The sequence below is a fragment of the Postechiella marina genome (assembly GCF_039538365.1).
GTDB classification, from domain to species: domain Bacteria; phylum Bacteroidota; class Bacteroidia; order Flavobacteriales; family Flavobacteriaceae; genus Postechiella; species Postechiella marina.
On sequence record NZ_BAABCA010000004.1, the window covers coordinates 173,871 to 200,026 of the forward strand.

At 31.6% G+C, this 26,156-nt stretch carries 26 protein-coding genes; 9 read left to right on the forward strand and 17 right to left on the reverse strand.

The genetic code is table 11. The annotated features are described in order from the left end of the window. Positions 1-2: 2 nt before the first annotated feature. From rplV to rpsL, 10 genes are all read right to left on the reverse strand, one after another. Positions 3-410, reverse strand: coding sequence for a 50S ribosomal protein L22 (rplV, locus tag ABD715_RS10090; RefSeq protein ID WP_344788081.1), 408 nt, complete (start codon positions 408-410; stop codon positions 3-5). A 6-nt stretch (positions 411-416) separates the two neighbouring features. Continuing rightward, complete coding sequence (rpsS, locus tag ABD715_RS10095; protein WP_042499126.1) at positions 417-695, reverse strand: 30S ribosomal protein S19; 279 nt, start codon at positions 693-695, stop codon at positions 417-419. A gap of 3 nt (positions 696-698) precedes the next feature. Continuing rightward, positions 699-1,526 (reverse strand): 50S ribosomal protein L2, encoded by an 828-nt coding sequence (gene rplB / locus ABD715_RS10100; protein WP_344788082.1) that lies wholly within the window; start codon positions 1,524-1,526, stop codon positions 699-701. A 10-nt stretch (positions 1,527-1,536) separates the two neighbouring features. Continuing rightward, a complete protein-coding gene (gene rplW / locus ABD715_RS10105; RefSeq protein ID WP_303305315.1) occupies positions 1,537-1,827 on the reverse strand; it encodes a 50S ribosomal protein L23 in 291 nt (96 codons plus the stop codon). A gap of 5 nt (positions 1,828-1,832) precedes the next feature. Continuing rightward, positions 1,833-2,462 carry a 50S ribosomal protein L4 gene (rplD, locus tag ABD715_RS10110; protein WP_344788085.1) on the reverse strand — a complete coding sequence of 210 codons (630 nt, stop codon included), beginning with the start codon at positions 2,460-2,462 and terminating at the stop codon, positions 1,833-1,835. Continuing rightward, positions 2,462-3,079, reverse strand: coding sequence for a 50S ribosomal protein L3 (gene rplC / locus ABD715_RS10115; RefSeq protein ID WP_344788086.1), 618 nt, complete (start codon positions 3,077-3,079; stop codon positions 2,462-2,464). Before rplC ends, rplD begins: the two co-directional genes overlap by 1 nt. A gap of 773 nt (positions 3,080-3,852) precedes the next feature. Continuing rightward, on the reverse strand, positions 3,853-4,158 hold the full coding sequence (gene rpsJ / locus ABD715_RS10120) for a 30S ribosomal protein S10 (protein ID WP_007650482.1): 306 nt from the start codon (positions 4,156-4,158) through the stop codon (positions 3,853-3,855). A gap of 11 nt (positions 4,159-4,169) precedes the next feature. Further along, positions 4,170-6,296, reverse strand: coding sequence for an elongation factor G (fusA, locus tag ABD715_RS10125; RefSeq protein ID WP_344788087.1), 2,127 nt, complete (start codon positions 6,294-6,296; stop codon positions 4,170-4,172). A 6-nt stretch (positions 6,297-6,302) separates the two neighbouring features. Beyond that, complete coding sequence (rpsG, locus tag ABD715_RS10130; RefSeq protein ID WP_344788088.1) at positions 6,303-6,779, reverse strand: 30S ribosomal protein S7; 477 nt, start codon at positions 6,777-6,779, stop codon at positions 6,303-6,305. A 21-nt stretch (positions 6,780-6,800) separates the two neighbouring features. Next, positions 6,801-7,175 (reverse strand): 30S ribosomal protein S12, encoded by a 375-nt coding sequence (rpsL, locus tag ABD715_RS10135; RefSeq protein ID WP_034043278.1) that lies wholly within the window; start codon positions 7,173-7,175, stop codon positions 6,801-6,803. A 357-nt stretch (positions 7,176-7,532) separates the two neighbouring features. Here rpsL and ABD715_RS10140 point away from each other — a divergent pair, with 357 nt between their 5' ends. The 5 genes from ABD715_RS10140 (at position 7,533) to ABD715_RS10160 (ending at position 15,375) form a co-directional block, all read left to right on the forward strand. Next, positions 7,533-9,047 carry a POTRA domain-containing protein gene (locus ABD715_RS10140; RefSeq protein WP_344788089.1) on the forward strand — a complete coding sequence of 505 codons (1,515 nt, stop codon included), beginning with the start codon at positions 7,533-7,535 and terminating at the stop codon, positions 9,045-9,047. Between the two features lie 310 nt (positions 9,048-9,357). Next, positions 9,358-12,582 (forward strand): SusC/RagA family TonB-linked outer membrane protein, encoded by a 3,225-nt coding sequence (locus ABD715_RS10145; RefSeq protein ID WP_344788090.1) that lies wholly within the window; start codon positions 9,358-9,360, stop codon positions 12,580-12,582. 15 nt (positions 12,583-12,597) lie between these two features. Next, positions 12,598-14,058, forward strand: a complete 1,461-nt coding sequence (locus ABD715_RS10150; RefSeq protein WP_344788091.1) for a SusD/RagB family nutrient-binding outer membrane lipoprotein — start codon at positions 12,598-12,600, stop codon at positions 14,056-14,058. A 12-nt stretch (positions 14,059-14,070) separates the two neighbouring features. Beyond that, positions 14,071-14,823: a hypothetical protein gene (locus ABD715_RS10155; RefSeq protein ID WP_344788092.1), complete on the forward strand. Its 753-nt coding sequence runs from the start codon at positions 14,071-14,073 to the stop codon at positions 14,821-14,823. An 18-nt stretch (positions 14,824-14,841) separates the two neighbouring features. Further along, on the forward strand, positions 14,842-15,375 hold the full coding sequence (locus ABD715_RS10160) for a lipid-binding protein (protein ID WP_344788094.1): 534 nt from the start codon (positions 14,842-14,844) through the stop codon (positions 15,373-15,375). Between the two features lie 86 nt (positions 15,376-15,461). Here ABD715_RS10160 and lipB read toward each other — a convergent pair whose 3' ends face one another. From lipB to ABD715_RS10175, 3 genes are read right to left on the reverse strand one after another with little or no spacing between them, the layout of a single operon-like run. After that, positions 15,462-16,160 carry a lipoyl(octanoyl) transferase LipB gene (gene lipB / locus ABD715_RS10165; RefSeq protein ID WP_344788095.1) on the reverse strand — a complete coding sequence of 233 codons (699 nt, stop codon included), beginning with the start codon at positions 16,158-16,160 and terminating at the stop codon, positions 15,462-15,464. After that, positions 16,153-16,947, reverse strand: a complete 795-nt coding sequence (locus ABD715_RS10170; RefSeq protein WP_344788096.1) for a hypothetical protein — start codon at positions 16,945-16,947, stop codon at positions 16,153-16,155. Before ABD715_RS10170 ends, lipB begins: the two co-directional genes overlap by 8 nt. 35 nt (positions 16,948-16,982) lie before the next feature. Next, positions 16,983-17,141 carry a YqaE/Pmp3 family membrane protein gene (locus ABD715_RS10175; protein ID WP_344788097.1) on the reverse strand — a complete coding sequence of 53 codons (159 nt, stop codon included), beginning with the start codon at positions 17,139-17,141 and terminating at the stop codon, positions 16,983-16,985. Positions 17,142-17,385: 244 nt separating this feature from the next. On the opposite strand from ABD715_RS10175, the gene lysS reads away from it, so the two are divergent. Beyond that, positions 17,386-19,077 (forward strand): lysine--tRNA ligase, encoded by a 1,692-nt coding sequence (gene lysS, locus ABD715_RS10180; RefSeq protein ID WP_344788098.1) that lies wholly within the window; start codon positions 17,386-17,388, stop codon positions 19,075-19,077. A 362-nt stretch (positions 19,078-19,439) separates the two neighbouring features. Here lysS and ABD715_RS10185 read toward each other — a convergent pair whose 3' ends face one another. The 4 genes from ABD715_RS10185 to yiaA form a co-directional block, all read right to left on the reverse strand. Next, on the reverse strand, positions 19,440-20,009 hold the full coding sequence (locus ABD715_RS10185) for a GDYXXLXY domain-containing protein (protein WP_344788099.1): 570 nt from the start codon (positions 20,007-20,009) through the stop codon (positions 19,440-19,442). Positions 20,010-20,023: 14 nt separating this feature from the next. Beyond that, the gene (locus tag ABD715_RS10190; RefSeq protein ID WP_344788101.1) at positions 20,024-21,313 is read right to left on the reverse strand and encodes a DUF2157 domain-containing protein; all 1,290 of its coding nucleotides are present in this window, start codon (positions 21,311-21,313) and stop codon (positions 20,024-20,026) included. A 13-nt stretch (positions 21,314-21,326) separates the two neighbouring features. Next, on the reverse strand, positions 21,327-22,088 hold the full coding sequence (locus tag ABD715_RS10195) for a ceramidase domain-containing protein (RefSeq protein WP_344788102.1): 762 nt from the start codon (positions 22,086-22,088) through the stop codon (positions 21,327-21,329). Between the two features lie 107 nt (positions 22,089-22,195). Beyond that, positions 22,196-22,678, reverse strand: coding sequence for an inner membrane protein YiaA (gene yiaA, locus ABD715_RS10200; RefSeq protein WP_344788103.1), 483 nt, complete (start codon positions 22,676-22,678; stop codon positions 22,196-22,198). A gap of 150 nt (positions 22,679-22,828) precedes the next feature. Here yiaA and ABD715_RS10205 point away from each other — a divergent pair, with 150 nt between their 5' ends. From ABD715_RS10205 to ABD715_RS10215, 3 genes are all read left to right on the forward strand, one after another. Continuing rightward, positions 22,829-24,340 (forward strand): hypothetical protein, encoded by a 1,512-nt coding sequence (locus ABD715_RS10205; protein ID WP_344788104.1) that lies wholly within the window; start codon positions 22,829-22,831, stop codon positions 24,338-24,340. 20 nt (positions 24,341-24,360) lie between these two features. After that, the gene (locus tag ABD715_RS10210) at positions 24,361-25,587 is read left to right on the forward strand and encodes a hypothetical protein (RefSeq protein ID WP_344788105.1); all 1,227 of its coding nucleotides are present in this window, start codon (positions 24,361-24,363) and stop codon (positions 25,585-25,587) included. A 117-nt stretch (positions 25,588-25,704) separates the two neighbouring features. Continuing rightward, positions 25,705-26,154, forward strand: coding sequence for a hypothetical protein (locus ABD715_RS10215; RefSeq protein ID WP_344788106.1), 450 nt, complete (start codon positions 25,705-25,707; stop codon positions 26,152-26,154). The last annotated feature ends 2 nt before the right edge of the window (positions 26,155-26,156 follow it).

The following is a 26,156-nucleotide window of genomic DNA, read 5'->3' on the forward strand; positions in this document are numbered from 1 at the left end:
TCTTAGCTTTGTGTGTTATTTTTAGCTCCAACTACGATTGTTACGTGGTTAGAACGCTTTCTTATTCTGTGTGCACGACCCTGAGGTGCAGGACGTAATCTTTTTAACATAGATCCACTGTCCACTTTAATTTCTTTAACAAATAATTCAGCCTCTTCAATGCTTGCATCTTCGTTTTTAGCTTGCCAGTTTGCAATTGCAGACAATAACAATTTCTCTAAACGACCAGAAGCTTCCTTTTGGTTAAATTTTAAGATATTAAGTGCATTTTCTACTTTTTCACCTCTTACTAAATCGGCTACTAAACGCATTTTTCTCGGTGATGTAGGACAGTTATTAAGCTTAGCAAAAGCAACTTGCTTTTTACCCTCCTTAATAGCGTCTGCCATTTGTTTTTTACGACTTCCCATAGCTTACTACTTTTTACCTTTATTTTTAGCACCTGCATGTCCACGGAATGAACGTGTTGGTGAAAATTCTCCTAATTTATGACCTACCATGTTTTCTGTTACATATACAGGAACAAATTGTCGGCCATTGTGTACTGCTATTGTTTGACCTACAAAATCTGGAGTAATCATACTTGCTCTAGACCAAGTTTTGATTACTGTTTTTTTGTTAGATTCAACATTTACAGCCACTTTTTTCTCTAATTTATAATGAACGTAAGGTCCTTTTTTTAATGATCTTGCCATGTCTTATTTCTTTCTACGTTCTACAATATATTTATTACTTGCTTTTGTCTTAGAACGGGTTCTATAACCTTTAGCTGGAATACCGTTTCTAGAACGAGGATGTCCACCTGCAGACTTACCTTCACCACCACCCATTGGATGATCAACTGGATTCATCACTACTGGTCTAGTACGAGGTCTTCTACCTAACCATCTTGTTCTACCTGCTTTACCACCTACTAATAATTGGTGATCTGAGTTAGATACAACACCGATAGTTGCCATACAGTTAACAAGAATTAATCTTGTTTCACCAGAAGGTAATTTAACTGTTGCAAACTTACCATCTCTCGCCATTAGCTGAGCAAAAGCACCTGCACTACGAGCCATTACAGCTCCTTGTCCTGGACGTAACTCTACACAAGAAATAATAGTTCCTAAAGGAATTTCACTTAATGGCATTGCATTTCCAATTTCTGGTGCAACACCTTCTAAACCAGAAACTACATTTTGACCAACTTGTAAACCATTTTGAGCAATAATGTATCTTTTTTCGCCATCTTGATAATTCAATAAAGCGATAAAAGCGGTTCTGTTTGGATCGTATTGAATAGAAGCTACTTCAGCAGGCACTCCTACTTTTTCTCTTTTAAAATCAACAATACGATACTTTCTTTTATGACCACCACCAATATAGCGCATGGTCATTTTTCCTTGACTGTTTCTACCACCAGACCTTTTATTCGGAGCTAATAAACTTTTCTCCGGCTTATCAGTAGTAATGGCGTCAAATCCATTTACTACTCTAAATCGCTGTCCTGGTGTGATTGGTTTTAATTTTCTTACTGACATTTGTCTTTAATTACATGTTACTGTATAAATCAATCATTTCACCTTCCGCCAGTTGTACAATTGCTTTTTTAACAGCATTTGTTTTACCATTTTGAATCCCTGTCTTTGTGTGACGAGTTCTTCTATCTGGACGGACATTTATAGTACGAACTTTTTCAACAGAAACACCATAAGCAGCTTCCACCGCTTTTTTAATTTCTACCTTGTTCGCCTTTGTATTCACTGCAAAAGTATAGCAATTTCTTAACTCGCTATCTGCTGTTGCTTTCTCTGTGATTATAGGTTTAATTAAGATACTCATTGTTTCTATTTACTTAAATTTGTTACAATTCCTTCTAAAGCACCTTCTAAAAGAACCACTTGGTTCGCATTTAGAATTTTATACGTACTTAATTCTGCACTAGTTACAACTTCAGATCCTTTTAAATTACGTGATGATAAATACACATTGTTATTTGCACCACCTAACACGAAAAGTGTCTTTTTATTTTCAAGCTCTAAAGCTTTTAAAACTGCTGTAAAATTTTTAGTTTTTGGAGTATCAAAATTAAAGTCTTCTAATACTGTAATTGATTGTTCTCCTGCTTTGATACTAAAGGCAGATTTACGTGCTAATCGCTTTAAATTCTTATTAAGTTTAAAACTATAATTTCTTGGTCTTGGACCGAACATACGTCCACCACCTTTAAAAACTCCAGACTTAATAGAACCTGCACGAGCAGTACCTGTACCTTTTTGCTTTTTAATCTTACGTGTAGATCCAGAAATCTCAGCTCTCTCTTTAGACTTGTGAGTTCCTTGTCTTTGGTTTGCTAAATATTGTTTAACATCCAAATATACAGCGTGATTATTAGGCTCAATAGCAAACACATCTTTAGAAAGGTCTGCCTTTCTACCTGTGTCTTTTCCGTTTATATCTAAAACCGATACTTCCATTACTTTCTAATAATTACATAAGCGTTTTTATGGCCAGGAACACATCCTTTTACCACAAGCAAGTTCTTTTCAGCAACTACTTTTAAAACTCTTAAATTTTGAACTTTAACTGTGTCTCCACCCATTCTACCTGCCATTTTCATGCCTTTAAAAACACGAGCAGGATAAGATGCAGCTCCAATAGAACCAGGAGCACGTAAACGGTTATGCTGACCGTGAGTAGCTTGACCTACACCACCGAAACCATGACGTTTTACAACACCCTGAAATCCTTTACCTTTTGATGTACCAGCAACATCTACAAATTCACCTTCGGCGAAATGATCTACTGTGATTGCATCACCTAATTTGTACTCCTCATCAAAACCTTTAAACTCAACAACCTTGCGTTTTACAGAAGTACCCGCCTTTTTAGCATGACCTAAGTCTGCTTTAGTAGCGCTTTTTTCTGTCGCGTCATCGAAACCAAGTTGAACAGCTTTATAACCATCAACTTCTTCAGTTCTGACTTGGGTAACGATACATGGTCCAGCTTCGATTACTGTACAAGGAATATTCTTCCCGTTTTCATCGAAGATGCTGGTCATACCGATTTTTTTTCCAATTAACCCAGACATATTTAATTATTTATTAATTATTTACTATTTATTAAAAACATTTAAGGCTGAAAAATACGTTTCAGCCTTGAAGTGTATTTTTACCGTTTTTCCCGCAACCGCATTGGTGGGACATGTAAATATGAAGCAACACTTCACATTTTAGGAGTGCAAATGTAGTGTTTAATTTCTGTTTAACAAAACAATTTTTATTTAATTAATTGATTTTAAATTCAAAAGCCTAAAAACTAAATTAACTGTTGAGCGTTCTGTTAACACTTAACCAGTGAGAATATGAGTTAAAATAGCCTATCTAACAATTAATAATAATATTATTGCGCTTAAAATGCACATAAACATGTTAGAAATACTTGTTCTTGACTATTGTATAAAACAAAACATTAAAAATGTTTAATGAAAGGTCTCAATCCTACTAATTGGGTTATATCGTCGATTGACTCTTGATTTGCAATACAAATTATAGTCTTTTTAGTTGGTTTTATTTTCTTTTAATGTAAATGAATGAGATATACACTTATCATGATGCTACGCGAGCACTATTATTAAATAGCTTATCTACCTTTATTATTTTAACAAAACTAAATGAAATGCCCCGTTATGTAATCTATATGTACGATAAGGAAAATATTATTTAAACCACACTTAGCTTCCAAAATTATTACAACAGTCTATAAACAAGTCCAAGATAAATAAAAACACAAAAAAGCGTCAAAACAAGTAATTATTTTGACGCTTTTTATATTTCATATTACAAGTTAAAACTTGTAATATACTTAAACTTTAATCTCTACTTCAACTCCACTTGGTAATTCAAGTTTCATTAACGCATCAATAGTTTTTGATGACGAAGAGTAAATATCTAATAATCTCTTATAAGAGCTTAATTGAAATTGTTCTCTTGATTTCTTGTTTACGTGTGGAGAACGTAATACAGTGAAAATTTTCTTATGTGTTGGTAAAGGAATTGGTCCAGTTACAACAGCACCAGTACTTTTTACTGTTTTTACAATCTTATCAGCAGACTTATCTACCAAGTTGTGATCGTAAGATTTTAATTTTATTCTAATTTTTTGACTCATTTTCTTAAGATTTACGATTCAACTCCTTTAGCTGCTTTTATTACCTCTTCTGAAATATTAGAAGGAGTTTCAGCATAGTGTGAAAATTCCATTGTTGATGTTGCACGACCAGAAGATAATGTTCTTAATGTTGTAACATACCCAAACATTTCTGATAATGGTACAGTAGCTTTAACAGTTTTTGCACCAGCTCTATCTCCCATGTCACTTACTTGACCTCTTCTTCTATTTAAATCACCTACAATATCACCCATGTTTTCTTCAGGAGTAATAACCTCTAGTTTCATTATAGGCTCCATGATTACTGCTTTTGCTGCTTTTGCACAAGCTTTGAATCCTAATTTTGCAGCTAATTCGAAAGATAATTGATCAGAATCGACATCATGATAAGATCCATCCTTTAAAGTTACTTTCATCGCATCGATTTCGTAACCTGCTAAAGGCCCGTTAACCATTGCCATTTTAAATCCTTTTTCAATTGAAGGGATAAATTCTTTAGGAACATTACCACCTTTAATTATAGATTCAAATTGAAGTCCTACAGCACCTTCCTCTGCTGGCTCTACAGTAAACACGATATCTGCGAATTTACCACGACCACCAGATTGCTTTTTATAAACTTCTCTATGATCAGCAGATTGCGTAATAGCTTCTTTATACTCTACTTGAGGTTGACCTTGGTTTACCTCTACTTTAAACTCACGCTTTAAACGATCAACAATTACATCTAAGTGAAGCTCACCCATTCCAGAAATAATTGTTTGTCCTGAAGCTTCATCAGAACGCACAGTAAATGTAGGATCTTCTTCAGCTAATTTAGCTAAACCTATACCTAATTTATCTACATCAGCTTTAGTTTTAGGCTCTACCGCGATACCAATAACTGGATCTGGAAAGTCCATAGATTCTAATATAATTGGGTGCTCTTGAGATGATAAAGTATCTCCTGTCTTAATAGATTTAAATCCAACAGCAGCTCCAATATCTCCTGCCTCGATAAAATCAATTGCATTTTGCTTGTTAGCGTGCATTTGATAAATACGAGAAATACGCTCTTTTTTTCCAGAACGGTTATTCAACACATAAGACCCTGCGTCTAAACGTCCAGAATATGCTCTAAAGAATGCTAAACGACCTACAAAAGGATCTGTTGCTATTTTAAAAGCTAAAGCTGCAAAAGGTTCTTTTACATCTGGTTTACGTAAAATATCTTCACCAGAAGCTGGATCTGTACCTACAATACCTTCCTTGTCTGTTGGAGATGGTAAGTAACGACATACAGCATCTAATAAAAATTGTACTCCTTTATTTTTAAATGCAGAACCACAAATCATTGGAATGATAGCCATATCCATTACAGCAGCTCTAAGTGCAGCGTGCACTTCATCTTCTGTAATAGAATCTTCATCTTCCATAAACTTCTCTAGTAAGTTCTCATCGTAACTCGCTACCTCTTCTATTAATAAAGCTCTATACTTACGAGCTTCTTCTTTCATGTCTTCTGGAATATCAATAACATCAAAAGTAGACCCTTGAGTTTCGTCATGCCATACAATAGCACGGTTTTTTACTAAATCGATAATTCCTTTAAAGTCAGCTTCATCACCAATGTTTAAAACAATTGGCACAGCATTAGACTTTAACATGTCTTTTACTTGTTGACAAACACCTAAAAAGTTAGATCCTTGACGGTCCATTTTATTAACAAAACCAATTCTAGGCACTTTATAGTTATCAGCTAGTCTCCAGTTAGTTTCTGACTGAGGCTCTACACCATCAACAGCACTAAATAAAAACACTAATCCATCAAGTACACGTAAAGAACGATTTACCTCTACAGTAAAATCAACGTGACCCGGTGTGTCAATAATATTAAAATGATAATCTTTAGCATCAGCAGTTGGCTCACCATTTTCTATTGGAAACTTCCATTCACAAGTTGTTGCAGCAGAAGTAATTGTAATACCTCTTTCTTGCTCTTGCTCCATCCAGTCCATAGTAGCAGCACCATCGTGTACTTCTCCAATTTTGTGCGAAACACCTGTGTAATAAAGAATACGTTCTGTAGTAGTGGTTTTACCTGCATCAATATGCGCAGCAATACCAATATTTCTAGTAAATTTTAAATCTCTTGCCATTTCTTATTAAAATCTAAAGTGAGAGAATGCTTTGTTTGCTTCTGCCATTTTGTGAGTATCTACTCTTTTCTTAACAGCTGCTCCTTCTTCTTTAGCTGCTGCTAAAACTTCTGATGCTAAACGTAAAGCCATAGACTTTTCGTTTCTTTTACGAGAATAACTAATTAGCCATTTCATTGCTGTTGAAACCTTACGGTCTGGACGAATTTGCATTGGTATTTGAAATGTTGCACCACCTACTCTACGACTACGCACTTCTACGTGAGGCATAACGTTTGATAAAGCATCTTTCCAAATTTCTAAAGCTGTTTTTTCTTCGTCTGTTTTCTTTGATTCTACAATGTCAATTGCATCATAAAATACTTTAAAAGCGATAGACTTTTTACCATCCCACATCATCATATTAACGAAACGAGTTACTAACTGGTCGTTAAAACGAGGATCCGGTAAAAGCGGTCTTTTTTTTGCTGCTCTTTTTCTCATGTCTTCTTCTTAAAGTTTTAATTACTTTTTAGGGCGTTTTGCACCATACTTAGATCTACGTTGTGTTCTTCCAGATACACCTGCTGTATCTAAAGCACCACGAACGATGTGATATCTAACTCCTGGCAAATCTTTTACCCTTCCTCCTCTAACCAATACTATCGAGTGCTCTTGTAGATTATGTCCTTCTCCACCGATGTATGCATTAACCTCGTTACCGTTTGTTAAACGAACCCTTGCTACCTTACGCATTGCTGAGTTAGGTTTTTTTGGTGTCGTTGTGTAAACACGAGTACACACACCACGTCTTTGCGGACAAGAATCTAAAGCAGCCGATTTACTCTTCTTGGTTATTTTGGCTCTTCCTATTCTTACTAATTGTGAAATTGTTGGCATATATATTATATATAAATTTAATAATCCTCTTCTAAGAGGGCTGCAAAGGTAGAAATTAAAATCTATAATTCAAACCGTAATTCATTAATTTTCAGAAGAATTTAAATTTTATTAACACACACATATTATAAGTCTAGTATTTCCGTTAGATTTACACTTTAACAAAGCAAATTTAACGTGCAAAAAAAACTTTTTTTAGTAGTCCTTATATATGTGCTTTTTTTGCCTCAAGGTTTTTCTCAAAAGTTAAAACTTAAAATTAACGGAGACAACCACATTGAAACAAAGAAAATTGATTCGATTAAATACCTAAAAAACCATAAGAATTATAACTCTATAAAACTAGAGATTGACAGCATGCAATTGAAATTAAGCAAAATGGGGTATATAGAAAACACTTTAATCAAAACAATTAAAATAAACGATACGCTTTGGCATTCTAAAATTAAACTAAATACAAGAATTACTTCTATACTTATATATTTTAGCCAGAATGAGATTTCTAAATCTATCTTAAAAGACGTTTCCAATAATTATAGTGAAAATTATTTCGAACTCCCTATTAACTCTGTTAAAAACAGTTTAGAATATATTAATTCTAAAATGATAGAATTAGGCTTACCTTTTTCGAAATTAAAACTAAATAATATAAAAAAAACATCCCCTACTAAATTACAAGCCAACTTAACCATAATTAAACGACATAAAAATAGAACAGTAGACGATATAATAGTAAAAGGCTACAAAAAATTCCCAAAGTCATATTTAAAACATTTTCTTAAACTAAAAAAACATCAAGTTTTTGATTTAAAAAACATAAATAAAAAGACAAAATTACTTGACGATTTACGGTTTGCAGATCAAATAAAATCTCCGGAAATTTTATTTTCTAAAGACTCAACATCGCTCTATTTATACATAAACAAATCTCAAAGCAATACTTTTGATGGTTTTTTAGGTTTTGGAACCAATGAAGAAACTAACAAATTAGACTTTAATGGCTATTTAAACTTAAACCTTACAAATAATTTAAATTATGGCGAAACATTTAAACTCCTTTACAAAGGTGACGAAAATAACCAAAAAACCTTTGAAGCAAATTTAACATTACCTTATTTGTTTAAAACACCAATTGGAGTAGATCTTCAATTAAATATTTTTAGGCGAGACACCACGTTTTCTAACACCACACAATCTGCAAAAATTCATTATCAAATAAATTCAAAACACAAAATATATACTGGTGTTTCAAACACAAAATCTGATAATCTATTAGTAGCCAATAGTAGCTCTCATATTAAAAATTACAGCACAAACTACTATTCTTTTTCATACTATTACTTAAAACCTCAATACGACAATTTGCTATTCCCCTTTAATAGCTCCTTGTTTTTAGATACTAATTTTGGAAAAAGAGAAAACAACCAAAATTCTGAAAAACAATATTTAATGAATTTAGAGGGTTTTAAAATAATTAATTTAAACAATAAAAACAGTTTATACCTACGTGTAAATGGCTCCATTTTACAATCTAATACTTACTTTGAAAACGAATTACTTCGCTTTGGAGGCATAAACTCAATTAGAGGCTTTGAAGAAAACAGCATTTTAGCTTCTAAATATGGAGTAATAAATTCTGAATACAGATACCAATTAAATAAATCCATATATATTCATTCAGTAACTGACGTTGCTTATTTTGAAAATAAATTAAACGACTCTAAAGAAAAACTATTTGGATACGGTTTTGGCTTTGGGCTTTTAACAAAATCTGGACTTTTAAAATTAAACTATGTAAACGGTAAAACCGAAAAACAAAACTTTAAACTTTCAAACTCTAAAATACACATAAGCCTCAAAACAAGATTTTAATCTGAAATTACAACAAAGTCTTCTCTCAAAAAAGCAACAAAAACACAATACACTCACATACAACACGATAAAACCACCCATATCTTAACTAACTGTAAACAATATTATTACACATAAACAATACAAATCGACATCCTTAAAAAGATTCTTACATAATTACAAAATACGTTAAATTTTTTAACGTATATTCTTTGATTTGTTATGATTTTCATAAAATTATTCTTCATCATTTTAAAAATTTAACTCGAAATTGTTGTTTTATTAACTTATTATTAAGATTTTTGACTCGACTAATTCAAATAATTATAAAATGAAAACAAAGTTTAGTGGAATTCTAACGCTACTACTAGCGTTTGTTGTGCAAGTAAGTTTTGCACAAGAGAAGACAATTTCAGGTACGGTTTCCGATGAAACAGGTTTACCCTTACCAGGAACTACAGTCTTAGTAAAAGGCACATCTTCGGGTGCCTCAACAGATTTTGATGGTAATTATTCTATAACAACTAAACAAGGAGCAACACTTGTATTTAGTTTTGTAGGTTATACTACTCAAGAAATTGTGGTTGGATCGTCCAACTCGATTAATGTTACAATGAAAGAAGATGCAGAATCTTTAAATGAGGTAGTAGTTACTGCTTTTGGTAGCAATAGAAATGCTAAGCAAGTTGTTTATGCCAATCAAACTGTAAAGTCTGAAGATTTATTATCTACTCCTAGTAAAAATGCCTTAGAAGGTTTAAGAGGTAAAACTGCTGGTGTTAGATTATCTACTGCTTCTGGTTCGGTAGGAGCATCTACTAGAATTGTATTAAGAGGTGAAGGATCTTTAACAGGAAATAACAATGCTTTAATTGTTATTGATGGTGTTGCCATTGATAATACAGCTACTGCTGGTGGTGCAGGAGTTTCTACAACTGGTTATTCTGATTTTGGAAACAGGTTTAATGATGTTAACCCTGATGATATAGAGTCTGTTACCATCTTAAAAGGTCCATCTGCAACTTCACTTTATGGATCTCGTGGTGCATCTGGTGTTGTTCTTATAAAAACTAAATCTGGTAAAGGAAAAAAGATGCAAATTAACTATAACGGTTCTACTTCTATGGAAACTGCTATAATTAATCTTCAGCGTCAAAGTAAATTTGGGCAAGGTTACGATAACTTACATCTTGACAGTGGTGAAAACTGGTCTTGGGGTCCTGCTTTAGATGGTGTTGTAAGACCATGGACAAGTCCTATAGATTCTGATGGTGATGGTTCTTTAGAAGCATTAACAAGACCTTATAGTGCTGTAAAAGATCAACTACAAGATTTCTTTAATACAGGTTATACAATAACAAATAACATAAACATATCTGGATCTAATGATGCTTTCACGTATTATGTTTCTTATGGTAACACAGATCAAACTGGTACACTTGATAACACATCTTACAACAGAAATAATATTACTTTTAATGCATCTGCAAAACTAAGTGATAGACTTAAATCTAATTTTAAAGTTAGTTACGCTAATGTAGAGCAAAATACTGCTCAAGAAGGTTCTCGTGCTTTTGAAGGTAACAATGCATATGCAATGGCTGTTCAATCGCCTGTTAACATTCCTTTAAGCCAATTAAGAGATTACAATAGTCCTTTCCACGATATAGATGGATATTGGGGATCTTATTCTTCTGTAAACCCATATTATATATTAAATGAATATGGTAACGAAGGAAGTATAGATAACGTTTTAGCTAACGCTTCTTTGACTTACAACTTTTTAGACAACTTATCTATAACAGGTACATTTGGTGGAAATATAGTTAATACTCAAACTGACATATGGACTCCAACTTTTACACCAGCTCAGCAATTAGTTTGGACTGATGATTTAGAAATTGCAACAAGAGATACAAGACACAGTTCTTTGGGAGAATACATCAACTCTAATACTAAAGTTGAAAATCTTGATGCGACTATAATGACTAATTACAGTACAGATTTCTCTGAAGATTTAACTTTAACAGCTTCTGCTGGATATAACTTCTTTCAAAGATCTAGTGAACGTTTAACTGGAACTTCAGTAGGAGGTTTAGTTGTACCAGATGTTTACAACCTATCTAATAGTGTACAGAACCCAACTTCTTCTATGTACAGAAGCAAGTATAGAATTTATGGTCTTTTAGGAAATGCAACTTTATCGTATAAAAACGCAGCATTTTTAGAAGTTTCTGCAAGAAATGACTGGTCGTCTACACTTCCAGCAGACAACAATTCTTTCTTATACGGAGCTGTTGGTGGATCTTTAGTATTTACGGAGTTATTTGATATCAAAAACAATGTTTTAAATTATGGTAAAATTAGAGGAAGTTATGGTACATCAGGAAAAGATGCTGGTATATATTTAATAGACTCTTATTTTGTAGGTAACCCACAAATTGTAGAATTAGGAGATTATGATCTTACTCTTCCTAAAAATGGTGTTCCTGGATTTACTATTGGAAATAGAATTGGAAACCCAGCTCTTAAACCAGAATTAACAACGACTTATGAAGTTGGAGCAGATTTAGGCTTCTTTAATAACAAAGTTAGTTTAGCATATACTTACTATCATTCTATTCATGATGATCAAATTGTTGAAATAAGTCTTCCAAGATCTACTGGTTACACTCAAACAGTAAGTAATATTGGTAGAATGGAAAACAAAGGTCATGAACTTACTTTGACATTAAAACCTCTTAATGGAGTAGTTGATGGATTAGACTTTGAATTGTTTGGTTCTTACTCTAAAAATGATAATGAAGTTATTAAAATAACTGAAGATATTGACGAACTATCAGTTGGTACTTACGGTTTTGCAGCAGGTACAACAGTATCTTTAGTTGCAAAAGAAGGGTTACCATTCGGTACTTTCAAAGGTAATGATTTTACATATACTGATGATGGACAAGTAATAGTTGATGATACAGGATTCCCAGTTCCTACAAGCGAAGATGTATACTTAGGATCTTACCAACCTGATTACTTATTAAACTTTGGTACAAACATTAAATACAAAGGTTTTGGATTTAGAGTTTTATTCGATATGAAAAAAGGAGGTTTATTTGCTTCTCAAACTAAATACAACACTAATTTTAATGGTACTAATGTTAATACTACTATTTACGATAGAGAACCATTCATCTTTCCAAATTCTGTAGTATCAAATCAAGATGGTACATTCTCTGAAAATACTGTTCAAATTACCGAGCAAGATTATTTCACTAATTATGATGCTCCGGTTTCAACTCAGTTAATTGACGCTAGTTACCTAAAATTAAGAGAAGTAGAATTGAGCTACACATTCCCAAAAGATCTTTTAAAAGATACTTTTTTCACAAATGCTAGGCTATCTTTATATGGTAAAAACCTTAAATTTTGGTTACCGGATGAAAATAAATATGCAGACCCTGAAGTTAACGGTCCTGGTTTAACAGGTAATGGCCAAGGTATTGAAACAACACAAACACCTTCTTCAAGAAGTATAGGAGTTAACCTACAATTGTCATTTTAATAAAAAAATAATACGATGAAGAACAAAATAAACATATTTCTTATTCTATTATTAACCCTAGGTTTTTCATGTAATGATAGCTTAGAAGAGGTTAATGTAGACCCAAACACTTTCCCTTCTGCTGGAGACCCGCAGGTTTTAAGCTCTGCTATTGGCTTTATGGGATATATTGTTGAAACCGATTTAAACTATAGTGAATCTTTCCTTTGGAGTCAATACTACACATGGGGTATTGGAGTATCTATTGGAAATGAAGAGCGTTATGTAGCTCAACCAGGAGATTATAACGGATATTGGCAACGTGCTTATGCTAATTCTCTAACTGATTTAAATTATATTACTAAAAACAGTAATTCAGCAGCATACAAAGGTATTGCTAGTGTATTAAAAGCTTATTTATTTCAAGGGTTAGTTGACCATTTTGGAGATGTACCTTATACAGAAGCTCTTTCTGGAGCTATAGAAGATGGTTCTAATTTAACACCTAACTATGATTCTGCAGAAACAGTGATTTATCCAGATCTTGTTAGTTTACTAGATACTGCTCTTGCAGAATTAAGTCTTGCAAACGCTAATACAGTAGGAGCAGATGACTTTATTTTTAAAGGAGATATATCTAAATGGATTAAGTTTGCTAACTCATTAAAATTAAGAATTTTAATGAGAACCTCAGAAGTTAGCCCTCAAGGACCTGCTATACAAGCTCTTATTAATAGTGGTTCATTTATAGAATCAGAAGATGATATGCCATTTATTCCTTTTTCAGGAAACTCAGGAGATCAAAACCCTATGTTTGCTAGGGCTGAATCTGGAGTAGGAATGTTTTACTTTGCTAGTAATGCATCACTAAATTTACTTGAATCATTAAGCGATCCTAGAGCAGAAGTTCTATATACAAAAGCCACTAGTGGTACTTTTGAAGGATCTCTAAGAGGAATAGATCAAGGAACAATTGATGACGAGCCATTCACAGCGCCAGCTTCAGATTATAGTATGGCATCAGAGTATGCCTACTCTGAAACAAAACCTGTTATTTTAATGAGTCCATGGGAAGTTTGGTTCTTAAGAGCAGAAGCTGATGCTAGATATAGCACTAGTGATGATGCTGAAACTGCTTTTAATACAGCTATTGAATTAAACTTTGATTACATGGATGTTGCTGATGCTGCTACTTACGTAACTTCTTTAGATTTTGCTGGAGCAGCTACTTTAGACGATCAACTTGATTTAATTGGTATTCAAAAGTGGATATCTTTAAACGGAACTCAAGAGGATGAAGGATGGATTGAATCTAGAAGATTTGATAGACCAGCAAGTAGAATATTTACTGATGGCATTTTCCAAACACCTCCAAGCTCTGTTTTGGCAAGTGGAACTTTTCCTTCTTCATGGTTATACCCTGAATCTGAAAGAAGTTTCAATCCAAATGCATTACCACAAAGAACAATTACAGATGCCATATTTTGGGATAACTAAAAAAGAAAAAAAATGAAAAAATATAAATTAATATTATGTACGTTTTCAATCTTAGGATTGATATTAACAAGTTGCGACCCTAGCGTAGAATCTCCAGGGGCAAATGATAGCTCTGAAGTGACTTTCTTACCCTTAATTGAATTAGAAGGTGGTGATATTGTTCTTGATTGTGATGAGACTGCTTACACAGATCCAGGAGCAGTAGCATCTGCAGGAGGTTCTGAAATAGAACTTATAACAAAAGTAAGTGGAAAATACTTTGGTGGCACTGAAGTAGATGGTGCAGATAGTTATTCTGTTTCTTATAGCGCCTTTAATACAGATGGTATTCCAGCTACAGGATTTAGAAATGTTTTATTACCTGAATGTAATGGAGATCTTGTAAATAGTATTGCTGGAATGTACACTGCTACTGTAGCAAGAGACGGAAGTACTCCTGATGGTTATTCTGATAACGGTCCTTTTATCATAAAAGATTTAGGTGATGATAGATATGCAATATCTGATGCGCAAGGTGGATGGTATGAGTATGGTAGAGCTATTGGTGTAGCTTATGCAACACCAGGTATGGTTCTTAAAGCGAACGATATATCTGCTAATGATTTTACTAGTGAAGGCACAGTTGCAACAAATACATTTGGAGGAGTAAATACTTTCAAAAGCTTAACGGTAGATCCCGCAACAAAAACACTTGTACTTACAGTTGAATGGAGTTTTGGTTATGAGTTCGTAACTGTTTTTACTCAAACTGATATTTACTACTAATTTCTAAATTAAAAAATTATGAAGCATAAAATAATATTAAATAAATTAAGCTACCTATTATTAGGTTTGGTGTTCATTACTTTTTTTGTATCATGTGACCAAGTAGAATCTGAACCTGATTCTAGCCCTATACTTATAGAAGATATAACTGGTAGTTGGTATATAATTGGATTAGAAGCTGATGGTGAAACACCTGCTTATAACGGAGATTATGTTAAATTTGACATATACAATACCTCTGAGAATAATTCAGATTTTTGGATGGATGATCATGGAGATTTTTTTGAAATAAAATCAAAAGCCACCATAGATCTTTCTTCTCTTACGTTTTCAAGTGAAGCTAATACAGAAGAATTATATTCTGAAGGCACCGTTACAATTAGTAATGGAGTTATAACTAAAAATAGTTTTACAACTACTGGTAGTGGTACTACTGTAGACGCAATCAATTTTGAAGCAGAGTTTAGTTGGGACCCTGGAACCACTTATCTTTTCAAAGGTCATAAAAGAACAGCTTTCCCTGAAGATGAAAATCCTCACTACAGTAATTAGTACTTAACCTTTGTTATAGTAAATAAAAGCCATCAAAGATATTATCTTTGATGGCTTTTTATTTTTTAAAACATTAGTTTTTTGTTTTAAAAAAAAGTACCTTCAAACAAATCAGAAAAATGCCTCAACATTTTTTCTTTAACACCTCCCTCATCAACCTTATCTACGCCTAACTCCACATTTAAGCTTGTTACTGCCTTTCCTTTTATACCGCAGGGTATAATATTATCGAAATAACCAAGGTCCACATTAACATTAAGAGCAAAACCATGCATAGTAACCCACCTACTAGCTCTAACTCCCATAGCACATATTTTTCGTGCAAATGGCGTTCCTACATCCAACCAAACACCAGTTTCGCCTGGGCTTCTTTCTGCTGTTATGCCATAATCCTTTAGAGTTAAAATAATTGTTTCTTCTAATAAACGTAAGTACTTGTGAATGTCTGTAAAAAAGTTCTCTAAATCTAAAATAGGGTAACCAACTATTTGCCCTGGACCGTGATATGTTATATCGCCTCCTCTATTAATTTTATAGAATGTAGCGCCTTTTTCTTTTAATTGTGTTTCGTTTAATAATAAATTTGATAAATCACCGCTCTTACCTAGTGTGTAAACATGAGGGTGTTCTACAAAAATAAAATGATTTTTGGTTTGTAAATTGGTGGCTTCTCTCCTATTTTTAATTTTGGTATTTACAATAACTTTAAATAATTCTTCTTGGTAATTCCAAGTTTTCTTATAGTCTTGAAGCCCTAAGTCTTGAACTTTAATATTTTTATTCATCTTCAAATTTAATTACAATGTCTAAAGTTTTAGGCTTTTTAATAAAGTCTAACCAATTAGACTGAAACTTTATAGTTCTTCTATCGTTAGATAATTGAGCACCTTCTTTAGAATATGACTTTATTTTTTTTGGAAAAGTATACTCAATAATATAAAATGCATTTTCAAAATAAGTTGCAAACTCTTTATCTCCTTCATCGAAAGCAACTTCTTGAGCGCTTTCTAAATTTTCAAAAATTGCTTCTCTAGAAAAAGTTTTATTGGAAAGAGTATATGAAACATTACCATCATCGTTGCCCATATATTTGCCTAGAGGTGAAGCAGATTTGATGGCGCTAACCTGATTATTTTGGGAGTTTAAACTTCTAACTTTTTCTATTTTTTTTTCGATACCTTTTAACTCTTCTATTGAATTAAAGTTTAGACCAATACCTAAATCAAGAATCCCCTTTTCTTCATCCACATTCATTTTCATATACATATCTTTAACTGCTTCTAGGGCTAAACGTTTTTCTTCTGGTAATGCAGCAACGCTATCTTTATATGTTTCTATAATTTCTTTAAAAACAACTAAAGTATCTACAACCTTACCTTTATTGTTTCCTTTAGTATTGGGTTGACTTAAAACACCTTGCATTTGTTTCATTGCATTTGCCATATTGTAACTAATTAAATAATTACCTGTACCATCGTTATTAAAAACTATGGTTTCCTTTACGGTACAACTGACAAAAATTAATAAAAAAATGAAAAATAAAATTGAGGTGCATTTACTTACTCTAAGCATAAACTTTAAATTAATTAAAGAAAGGCAAAGGTAATTTAATTTTTAGGATTATTTAAAATAACTAAGGCAGCAATAACTCCTGGTACCCAGCCACAAAGCCATAATAAAAAAACGATAAGAATAGAACCACACCCTTTACCTATAACTGCTAAAGGTGGACAAATAATAGATAGTATAACTCTCCAGATACTCATACACTTGATTTAATTTTATACTGATAAAAAACTCAATATATATTACTAATTATACTAATTTGACGCAAAAACTTAATATTTGTTACACTTTGCGTTAGGGATAGTAGTGGCATCCTTTTTTGTTTTTTTCAAAAAAGATATAACGAATAGCCCGACCCTTGTGGTAACGCCCAAAAATTTGTTTTAAAAGATGGGTATTAATAGTATCTTTGCGGCATTAAAATTTTCACATAGCATTTAGAATATGTCGCAATTATCAGAGCAAGAACTTGTAAGAAGAGAGAAATTAGTAAAATTACGTAATTTAGGGATTAACCCGTACCCTGCAGATTTATACCCTGTAAACCACACTTCCAAACAGATAAAGAATGGGTTTGAGGAAGGTAAACAGGTTATTATTGCTGGAAGGCTAATGATGATAAAACAGCAAGGAAAAGCTAGTTTTGCACAATTGCAAGATGCCGAAGGAAAGATACAAGTGTATTTTAATAGAGATGTTATTTGCCCTGATGAGGATAAAGTAAAATATAATGATGTTTTTAAAAAGTTATTAGATTTTGGAGATTTTGTAGGTGTTGAAGGCGAATTATTTAAAACTCAAGTAGGTGAAATGTCTGTACGTGTTAAAGATTTTACTTTATTAAGTAAAGCTTTAAAACCTCTGCCTTTACCAAAAGAGAAGGATGGCGTTATTTACGATGCTTTTACAGATCCGGAACAACGTTATAGACAACGTTATGCAGATTTAGTTGTTAACCCTAAGGTAAAAGAGGTATTTGTTAAACGAACTAAATTGTTTAATGCCATGCGCCAGTTTTTTAACGATTCTGGATATTTTGAGGTTGAAACTCCTGTATTGCAACCTATTCCTGGAGGAGCTGCTGCTAGACCTTTTATTACCCACCATAACGCATTAGATGTACCTTTATACATGCGTATTGCCAACGAGCTATACTTAAAACGTTTAATTGTTGGTGGCTTTGATGGCGTTTACGAGTTTTCTAAAAACTTTAGAAACGAAGGTATGGATAGAACCCATAACCCAGAGTTTACTGCCATGGAAATTTATGTAGCTTATAAAGATTACAACTGGATGATGGATTTCTGTGAGCGTTTGCTAGAACATTGTGCTATGGCTGTTAACGGTACAACTAAAGTTACTTTTGGTGAGCACGAAATAGATTTTAAAGCACCTTATGCTCGTGTTACCATGGCAGATTCTATTAAACATTTTACAGGGTTTGATATTACTGGAAAAACCGAAAACGAGATAAGACAAGCTGCTAAGGACTTGGGTGTTGAAGTTGATGCTACAATGGGAAAAGGAAAACTTATTGATGAAATTTTTGGAGAAAAATGTGAAGGCAACTATATACAACCAACTTATATTACAGACTACCCTAAAGAAATGAGTCCGTTATGTAAAGAACATAGAGATAATCCCGAATTAACAGAGCGTTTTGAACTTATGGTTTGTGGTAAGGAAATAGCTAATGCTTATTCTGAATTGAACGATCCTATAGACCAACGTGAGCGTTTTGAACACCAATTAAAACTTGCTGCAAAGGGTGATGATGAAGCTACCGAGTTTATAGATCATGACTTTTTACGTGCCTTAGAATACGGTATGCCACCTACATCTGGTATGGGGATTGGTATGGATAGATTAATTATGTTTTTAACAAACAACCCATCTATACAAGAAGTTTTATTTTTTCCGCAAATGCGCCCCGAGAAAAAAGCTGTGGCTGTAAGTGATGAAGCTAAAGCTGTTTTTGAACTCCTGAAAAAAGCAGAAAAATTAGATCTTAATGACTTGAAAACTCAATCTGGTTTATCTAATAAAAAATGGGATAAAACCATTAAAGAGCTAACAAAAAATAACTTAGCTAAGGTTGAAAAAACAGACGACGGATTGTTTGTTGAAATTATCTAAATTTTACGCCACTAATTGTTTTGGCTACAAATAATATTTAAAGGAATTGCAGAAATGTAGTTCCTTTTTTAGTTTTAAAAACAAAAAACCCAGTAATCTCTCTAAATTACTGGGTTTTTTAACTAACTAACCAACTAAACTAACTAAATTTTATATTATATGAAAACTAAATGTTTTTCTTAACTATGGTACAAATAGAGCGAATATTTACAACCTAATTATACTTATTTAGATATGTTTAACACATTAAATAACAGTTTTATAGTTTATTTAAGACAAAAACGAATAATTGTTAATTTTTTTATGAAAAAAACGCTTTAAATGAATTTGAACTCGCTAATATAAAACAGACAACATTTATGTTATTCCTCCTTTTTTTCTACATAATTTTTAATAGGAATATCATCTATAAGAACATCGGTTAATACCGCATCACCTTGCTTTACGTAAACCAGCGCATAGGTGTTATCTAAAAGAGAATCTCGTTGTCTGTTACGCACTGCAATTTCGGCGTCGTATGCTTTTGTCTCCTTCATATAGTAACGGTTAAACGGAAAGTTTATATTTAATTGGTTATTATATTTTGCGTACCACTGTACCGAAGCTTTAACATAAGTGTTATTATTTTCTGCTAGTATTGTTCTACTCACCGTTTGTATTTTTGCATAACCTAAGCTATCTGTTTCTAGGTAAACGTAAATAGGTGCTCTGCGCTTCCATAAAGAATCTGTTGTTGTTATATTACTTATAGTATAATTTAAATTAATGTACTTGCCCTTAAACGGATCGCTAGGGTCTATTGGTTGTGTTTTAAATTTAAATACTTCTCCATGTTCTATAACAGATTCTTGATTTAAAATCATTTTAGCAGGAACAAATAATTGTACCACAACCACTAAAAGAAATATTATAAATATATGTATGGTTTTCATTTTAATTATTTTTTTTAACGTTTAACCTCTTTTAATTTCTTTTTATTAAGCATAATATAATTTGTTAGAAAAAAGCCTACACCTACACTTACAAACAATAAGCCTCTAATTACAAAGCTCATATTTGTATCGAAAAAACGACAGACAATTAAAATAACAATAATAAATAGTCCGTAGTTTAAAACGCCAAAGTGATACTTGTCTGCTCCTATTTTTACAGCCATAATACCTAATAACAGTATTAGTACATTTATAAAAACTACAGGAAAATTTAAACCATAAAAACCTGTAAAAAAAATACCAGAAAATATAATAAAGATAAATTGATATAAATTAAGGCTTCGTACCCCTTTTTTTAAATAATTAAAAAACAACAAGCCGAAAGAGGTTATAAACAAGACTAATAAGACATAAGTTTCTTGACCGTTTACAAGTATGTTATCTTTTAATACATCTTTCCAAATCCATTCAAAACTAGATAAGAGTAACATAAAAACGGTACCTAAAGACCCTAATACCAAATATCCATTTCTCCTTAATTGAATATTATTAAAATGAGGAAGCTTTCCTAAATTATAAAAACAACCAAACAAGCACACATACATTACATAACCTAAACTTTCGTTGCTTTGCACAAAACTTGCTAAAACAATTGTTAAGCTTAGAGGGAAAAACCAATTTAAAACCGATACTATGTTAGCACTTGTTTTCTGTTTTATAAGCATTATGTAATAAGGAATAATTACTGCTAGCAAAACTATATACAACCATGGCGTACCATGTGAAGTATTATAAAAGTAACCATATGCACATGCATAATACGTAGTAAAAACTAGAGACACTATAGCCAATACATGCGAATTAAGTAGATAAATTAAAGGCAAACAAAGCGCTATCCACGTTAATAAATAGCTACTTAAATCGCCTGGTATATTGTAAATTTGAGCTACTAATGCCATACTAGACCCAACGGTAAAGAACAAAAAAACACCAGAAGCTTCCTTCCAAGTTTTACTCTTTTTCTTTAAAATTGAAAATCCTACAAAAAACTGAGCTATTACTAAAGGTAAAAAAGCTAAAGTTGTTTTAATTCCTTTTACAAAATGATCCCAATTGTGCGCTAATATTAAAATAATACCAAGGCCTATTAATGTTGAGCCTAACACAGAAAAAACAGTAAACAATTTACTGGTAGATGTATTGGGTTTATTATTGTAATAATTTTCTATATTTTGCGCTACTTCTTTAGAAATAATCTGTTCTTGAAGCAACTCATTTATATTATTTTGAAACTTTGATTTCATAATTTATATGCAATTAAGATGTCTTTTTATTAATATTTTCTCTTTTAGTATAGCTATAAAGTAATACAAATAAACCAATAGCAGCTATTAAATGTTTTAAAGAATGCCCACTTATAATTTTTAAATACTCGAACATTTGATAATCAAAACACTCTAAAAATTTAGCCATTACATAAGCTAATAGTAAAAGCCAATATGCATAAACTTTGTTATAATTTGATTTAAAAAAAAGTAAAACAACAGGAATAGCAAGCATAGGATAAAACTGTATGAAAACATAAGGTTTCAATTCGCCATAAGCAACCCAATATAGCACAGATGTTACACCTAAAAGCAATAATGGTATTAAAATTAAACGCCCTATTTTAACACTTATAAACTCGGTTATAATAATTGTAACAAACGACATAAACACTATAGTCATTGGTAACCGGTCCCATATAAGAGTAGTATCTTTTGGATGAATGTGGTAATAGCCAGAACCAATTGAAACAAATATAACACCATAGAAAAACACCCGGTACACCCCTTTATTTTGAGATATAACCTTAATGTTAACTAACCCTAAAATGCCAACTATGGCAAAAGGCAAATTAGAAAATACATTCCAAAAATTTGGAATACCAAATAGCACAGCTGTATCGCTAAACTGATGATACGATTGATTTTGAGGAATTGAAGGCGTTAATAATATTATTACTATTGCAACTACTCCAAGAGCTATTAAAACTCCAAATCCTGTTTTATCGTTTTTTATATCTCTAAGTAAATTCATTCTCTTTTTTTTTAAACCTCGCAACTATTTAAGCTACGAGGTTTAGGGTTTTACTAACCAACCATCAAAACAACCCTTTATGCTTTTTTGTTTTGACACTAAAATATTTATTTATCTCGTTTCTTTTCGTTTTCTACATATTGTACATCTCTTGTGTTTTTCTGTACTGCAATTGCAGAAAATAGACTAAGTAAAAAAGACATACCATAAAACCCTTTTTCACTTAAAAGTAAATCGGCATTCCAAAGCCCAATAACAAGTAATACAATAGAAACAACAGTTGTAAACCAACTTATACTGTAATAAATATCGGTAACAGGAATGTCTTCCATTTTATCTCGTACTGCTTTTTGTACAGAAATAACCGAGAATAATCCAAAAAGTAAAATGGTAAAATAATATCCTTTTTCGTTTAGCAACATATCGGCATTCCATAAGCCAATACAATAAGACGCCATACCTATTAATAACGCAGACCAAGACGCACCAATAAAAGCACTTGTTGGTTTATAATCAAATCGTTTTTTCTCTTTTATATTTTCCATTTTTTTTGATGTTTCGTCTACAGAAACTGATGTTTGATAATTCATAATTTTTGTTTTAATGATTATGAAGCAAAACTGAGACAATTTAAAGATTTAGAAAAAACATATAAAACAAAAAACTGACGATATAAAACATATTAAAAAATCATTTTTACCTATATTTACTGTTAAAAACAATATATTACTAACGATTTAATGAATGATTTAAATTATATAATTTCTACTTTATCTCAAGAAAACAAACAACGTTTTGTTATATTTTTAGAAAAAAAGAATAAAAGAAAAGACATCAAAAACATTCAACTATTTAAACTATTAGCAAAAAACGAGTTAAACTCTACCTCTATATGTAAAACTCTATATGGTAATAATAAAAAAGATGCTTACCACGGGCTTAGAAAACGTTTATACGATGCTTTAATAGATTTTACAGCCAACATAAGTTTACAAGAAGAAAACACTGTAAACATGTCTATTATTAAATACTTACTAGCTGCTCGCACTTTTCTTGAGTTAAAAAACCATAAAGCTGCTTATAAAATTTTAGCTAAAGCAGAAAAATTGGCTTTAGAGCATCATTTATATCCTTATTTAAACGAAATATACAGTACGCAAATACAATATGCACACGCAAACCCATCTATAAATATTAATGATGTTATTCTTAAATTCAAAAAAAACAAACTACTTCATCAACAAGAAGACAACCTTAATATTGTTTATACAAAAATTAGACAAACACTTAATAATATAAATTTTAAAAGTGAAATTACAGATTTTGAAACCCTATTTAAAAACACGCTTAAAGATTATAATATTACACTTCAAGAAAATTTATCTTTTAAATCTCTGTATCAATTAATAGCTATTGTTAGTCTATCTGCTTTTGTAACTAAAGATTATTTAAAAATTGAATCGTTTTTAATAAACGCTTACAAAAAAAGATTGCATGATGATAGTACAGATTCTCAAACCTATTACCATATTCAAATTCTATATTTAATAGCAAATACACTTTTTAGAAATAAGAAATTTGAAGAGTCGTTGCGGTATTTAAAACTCATGCATAACCAGATGCAAGATCAACAAAAAAAGCACTTTTATACTTTTAAATTAAAATACCATTTACTTCTAGGTTTAAATTTAAATTACACAAATAAGCAAAAACAAGCCATAGAGCTACTAGTTCCAATTGTAAACAAGAAACATGTAGACATAGAATCGCTTTTAGATATACATTTAAGTTTAAGCATGTTTTATTTTCAGAAAAATGATTTTAATAATACTCTTAAATTACTTTCACAATTAAACCATAGCGATAAATGGTATAGCGAAAAAGCAGGAAAAGCATGGGTAATAAAGAAAAACCTGATGGAAATACTTTTACATATAGAACTTAAAAACATAGATTTAGTAGACTCTAGAATTTTAAGTTTTAAACGAAGTTTCTCTAAATATTTAAAGGCTATAAACCAACAACGCGTATTAACATTCTTAACTCTAGTAGAAACTTATTATAAAAAACCTGAAAAAATAATAACTCCAACTTTTAAAAACACCGTAGACACATCGTTTGAATGGATACACCCAGACCAAGAAGACATATTTGTAATGAGTTTTTACGCCTGGCTAAAAAGTAAAATAGAAAAGCAACATATTTTTAAAACTACTCTAGAGTTAATACACAAATACAACTATCAAAATTAAAATTATTTTATATTTGTACGATGTTTAAAAACACCCTGATTCTACTTATTTTAACTTGGTCTGTATATATAACAGCTCAAGAAAAAGACAGTATTCTACTAAAAAACGGTATAGACAAACCTAGTCTTATATCTACCCATCACTTTGGTATTTTTAGCTCTAGAATTAATCAGAATTTTAAAATCGCTCCTCCTCAAAAAACAATGTTAACCATTAGTAATATTAATGGTAATAATTTTCATCCTTTTGTAGAAACTCATTTACCTAAAAATGCACAAGTAAGAGAAGATTTAAGTAAGGTTATTTGGCACGATAGAAGATTTAATTTTATAGATCAAGAGCAAACACCAGCAGATTATTTTAATATTATTATAGATGCTGTTATAAAAGAATTTAGAGCAGATGTAAACATACCCATATCTAAAAATCAAGAACTAGGTATTACACTAAGAACTTATTTAATTACCAAAGGAAAATACCCTTTTTCTGTTTTTACAAGTGATGAAACTATAGAATGGTTTCATAGTAATATAGCTGGAGGAGAAGACCCTTACGGAAGAAGATACTACGGATTAAACCAAGTACACTTTGAATATAACGATAGAAACGGAAATAACTTAACTTTAAATAATGGAGACTTTTTTGTTGGAGGTTTAGAGTTTAATCATTTTTACTATCCGTCTTTTTTAACTAATAAAGCAAAGCATATATATTTTAATTTTGGCAGTCATGTTGGCGTTAACACTTCAAAATATAATAAATCTATAGATTTAGGTTTATCGCTAAATGCTGTTAAAAAAATTATATTAAAAAATAAAAATGAATTTAATTTTGGAGCAGGAATTAGTGCTTTAAGAAAAAACGTAATAAACTTTAAAGATGTTATAGATTTAGGAAACAACCCGTATCTAGGCACTTTTGAAGGCCACATAGAGTATACTAAATATACCAAAAAGAAACACTATCATGCTTTTGGCATTAACTATCGCCTACAAACACGTTATAACAAGTTAAAAGAAACAGACTACTTTAGGCTGCTTGGTAAATGGCAAGAAATAAATGGCGGTTGGCAAAATGGTGTTACTACTTTATATGCAACACTTACAGATTGGAATGTTATTTACACTTACGCACATAACAAATACAAAGTTTCTATTTATTTTAAAGAAGATTTAAAGGTTACTAATGCTCCAGATTTCCAAACTGGTATAAGCTTAATGTTTCCTATATCAAAAAAAATAAAATAGCGCAAACACTAAGACAACTAGCTACTAATGTGTTAATAAACAGTTAAATATTAATTCTTTTTAAACCTTTTTATTTTCTCTGAGTCCTAAATACAAATAACATTAAAAACTCAGATTATGAAAAAATTAATATTAATTGCATTAGCATTTGTAGCATTACAAGCAACAGCTCAAGAACACAAAAAATCTCATAAAAAAGGAGAGCATCATAAAAGAATGGCTATGGCAGAATTAAGTGCCAACGAAATAGCTACTCTTCAAACTAAAAAAATGACTCTAATTTTAGATTTAAACGAATCTCAACAAAAAGACATTCAGAAAATAAATTTAAAAAATGCAGCAGAGCGTAAAGCACATATGGCAGAACGTAAAGCTAAAAAAGAAGCAGGAACAATGCAAAAGCCAACTGCTGAAGAGCGTTTTGATATGCAAAATAAAATGCTAGACAAAAAAATTGCTACAAAAGCAGAAATGAAAAAAATACTTAACTCGGACCAATACGAAAAATGGCAAAAAATGCATGCCAAAATGGGACCTAAAGGAAAGCATAAAAAAAAGAGAGGTTAAAA

Excerpts from the sequence above, each read along its gene's own strand:
- ABD715_RS10210 (WP_344788105.1), top strand. The coding sequence starts at position 24,361 with ATGTTTAAAAACACCCTGATTCTACTTATTTTAACTTGGTCTGTATAT.
- ABD715_RS10215 (WP_344788106.1), top strand. The coding sequence starts at position 25,705 with ATGAAAAAATTAATATTAATTGCATTAGCATTTGTAGCATTACAAGCA.
- rpsG (WP_344788088.1), bottom strand. The coding sequence starts at position 6,779 with ATGAGAAAAAGAGCAGCAAAAAAAAGACCGCTTTTACCGGATCCTCGT.
- ABD715_RS10190 (WP_344788101.1), bottom strand. The coding sequence starts at position 21,313 with ATGAAATCAAAGTTTCAAAATAATATAAATGAGTTGCTTCAAGAACAG.
- lysS (WP_344788098.1), top strand. The coding sequence starts at position 17,386 with ATGTCGCAATTATCAGAGCAAGAACTTGTAAGAAGAGAGAAATTAGTA.
- rpsJ (WP_007650482.1), bottom strand. The coding sequence starts at position 4,158 with ATGAGTCAAAAAATTAGAATAAAATTAAAATCTTACGATCACAACTTG.
- rplV (WP_344788081.1), bottom strand. The coding sequence starts at position 410 with ATGGGAAGTCGTAAAAAACAAATGGCAGACGCTATTAAGGAGGGTAAA.
- ABD715_RS10150 (WP_344788091.1), top strand. The coding sequence starts at position 12,598 with ATGAAGAACAAAATAAACATATTTCTTATTCTATTATTAACCCTAGGT.
- ABD715_RS10145 (WP_344788090.1), top strand. The coding sequence starts at position 9,358 with ATGAAAACAAAGTTTAGTGGAATTCTAACGCTACTACTAGCGTTTGTT.
- ABD715_RS10170 (WP_344788096.1), bottom strand. The coding sequence starts at position 16,947 with ATGCTTAGAGTAAGTAAATGCACCTCAATTTTATTTTTCATTTTTTTA.
- rplC (WP_344788086.1), bottom strand. The coding sequence starts at position 3,079 with ATGTCTGGGTTAATTGGAAAAAAAATCGGTATGACCAGCATCTTCGAT.
- yiaA (WP_344788103.1), bottom strand. The coding sequence starts at position 22,678 with ATGAATTATCAAACATCAGTTTCTGTAGACGAAACATCAAAAAAAATG.
- ABD715_RS10155 (WP_344788092.1), top strand. The coding sequence starts at position 14,071 with ATGAAAAAATATAAATTAATATTATGTACGTTTTCAATCTTAGGATTG.
- lipB (WP_344788095.1), bottom strand. The coding sequence starts at position 16,160 with ATGAATAAAAATATTAAAGTTCAAGACTTAGGGCTTCAAGACTATAAG.
- ABD715_RS10205 (WP_344788104.1), top strand. The coding sequence starts at position 22,829 with ATGAATGATTTAAATTATATAATTTCTACTTTATCTCAAGAAAACAAA.
- rplB (WP_344788082.1), bottom strand. The coding sequence starts at position 1,526 with ATGTCAGTAAGAAAATTAAAACCAATCACACCAGGACAGCGATTTAGA.
- ABD715_RS10195 (WP_344788102.1), bottom strand. The coding sequence starts at position 22,088 with ATGAATTTACTTAGAGATATAAAAAACGATAAAACAGGATTTGGAGTT.
- rpsL (WP_034043278.1), bottom strand. The coding sequence starts at position 7,175 with ATGCCAACAATTTCACAATTAGTAAGAATAGGAAGAGCCAAAATAACC.
- fusA (WP_344788087.1), bottom strand. The coding sequence starts at position 6,296 with ATGGCAAGAGATTTAAAATTTACTAGAAATATTGGTATTGCTGCGCAT.
- ABD715_RS10185 (WP_344788099.1), bottom strand. The coding sequence starts at position 20,009 with ATGAAAACCATACATATATTTATAATATTTCTTTTAGTGGTTGTGGTA.
- rplD (WP_344788085.1), bottom strand. The coding sequence starts at position 2,462 with ATGGAAGTATCGGTTTTAGATATAAACGGAAAAGACACAGGTAGAAAG.
- rpsS (WP_042499126.1), bottom strand. The coding sequence starts at position 695 with ATGGCAAGATCATTAAAAAAAGGACCTTACGTTCATTATAAATTAGAG.
- rplW (WP_303305315.1), bottom strand. The coding sequence starts at position 1,827 with ATGAGTATCTTAATTAAACCTATAATCACAGAGAAAGCAACAGCAGAT.
- ABD715_RS10140 (WP_344788089.1), top strand. The coding sequence starts at position 7,533 with ATGCAATTGAAATTAAGCAAAATGGGGTATATAGAAAACACTTTAATC.
- ABD715_RS10175 (WP_344788097.1), bottom strand. The coding sequence starts at position 17,141 with ATGAGTATCTGGAGAGTTATACTATCTATTATTTGTCCACCTTTAGCA.
- ABD715_RS10160 (WP_344788094.1), top strand. The coding sequence starts at position 14,842 with ATGAAGCATAAAATAATATTAAATAAATTAAGCTACCTATTATTAGGT.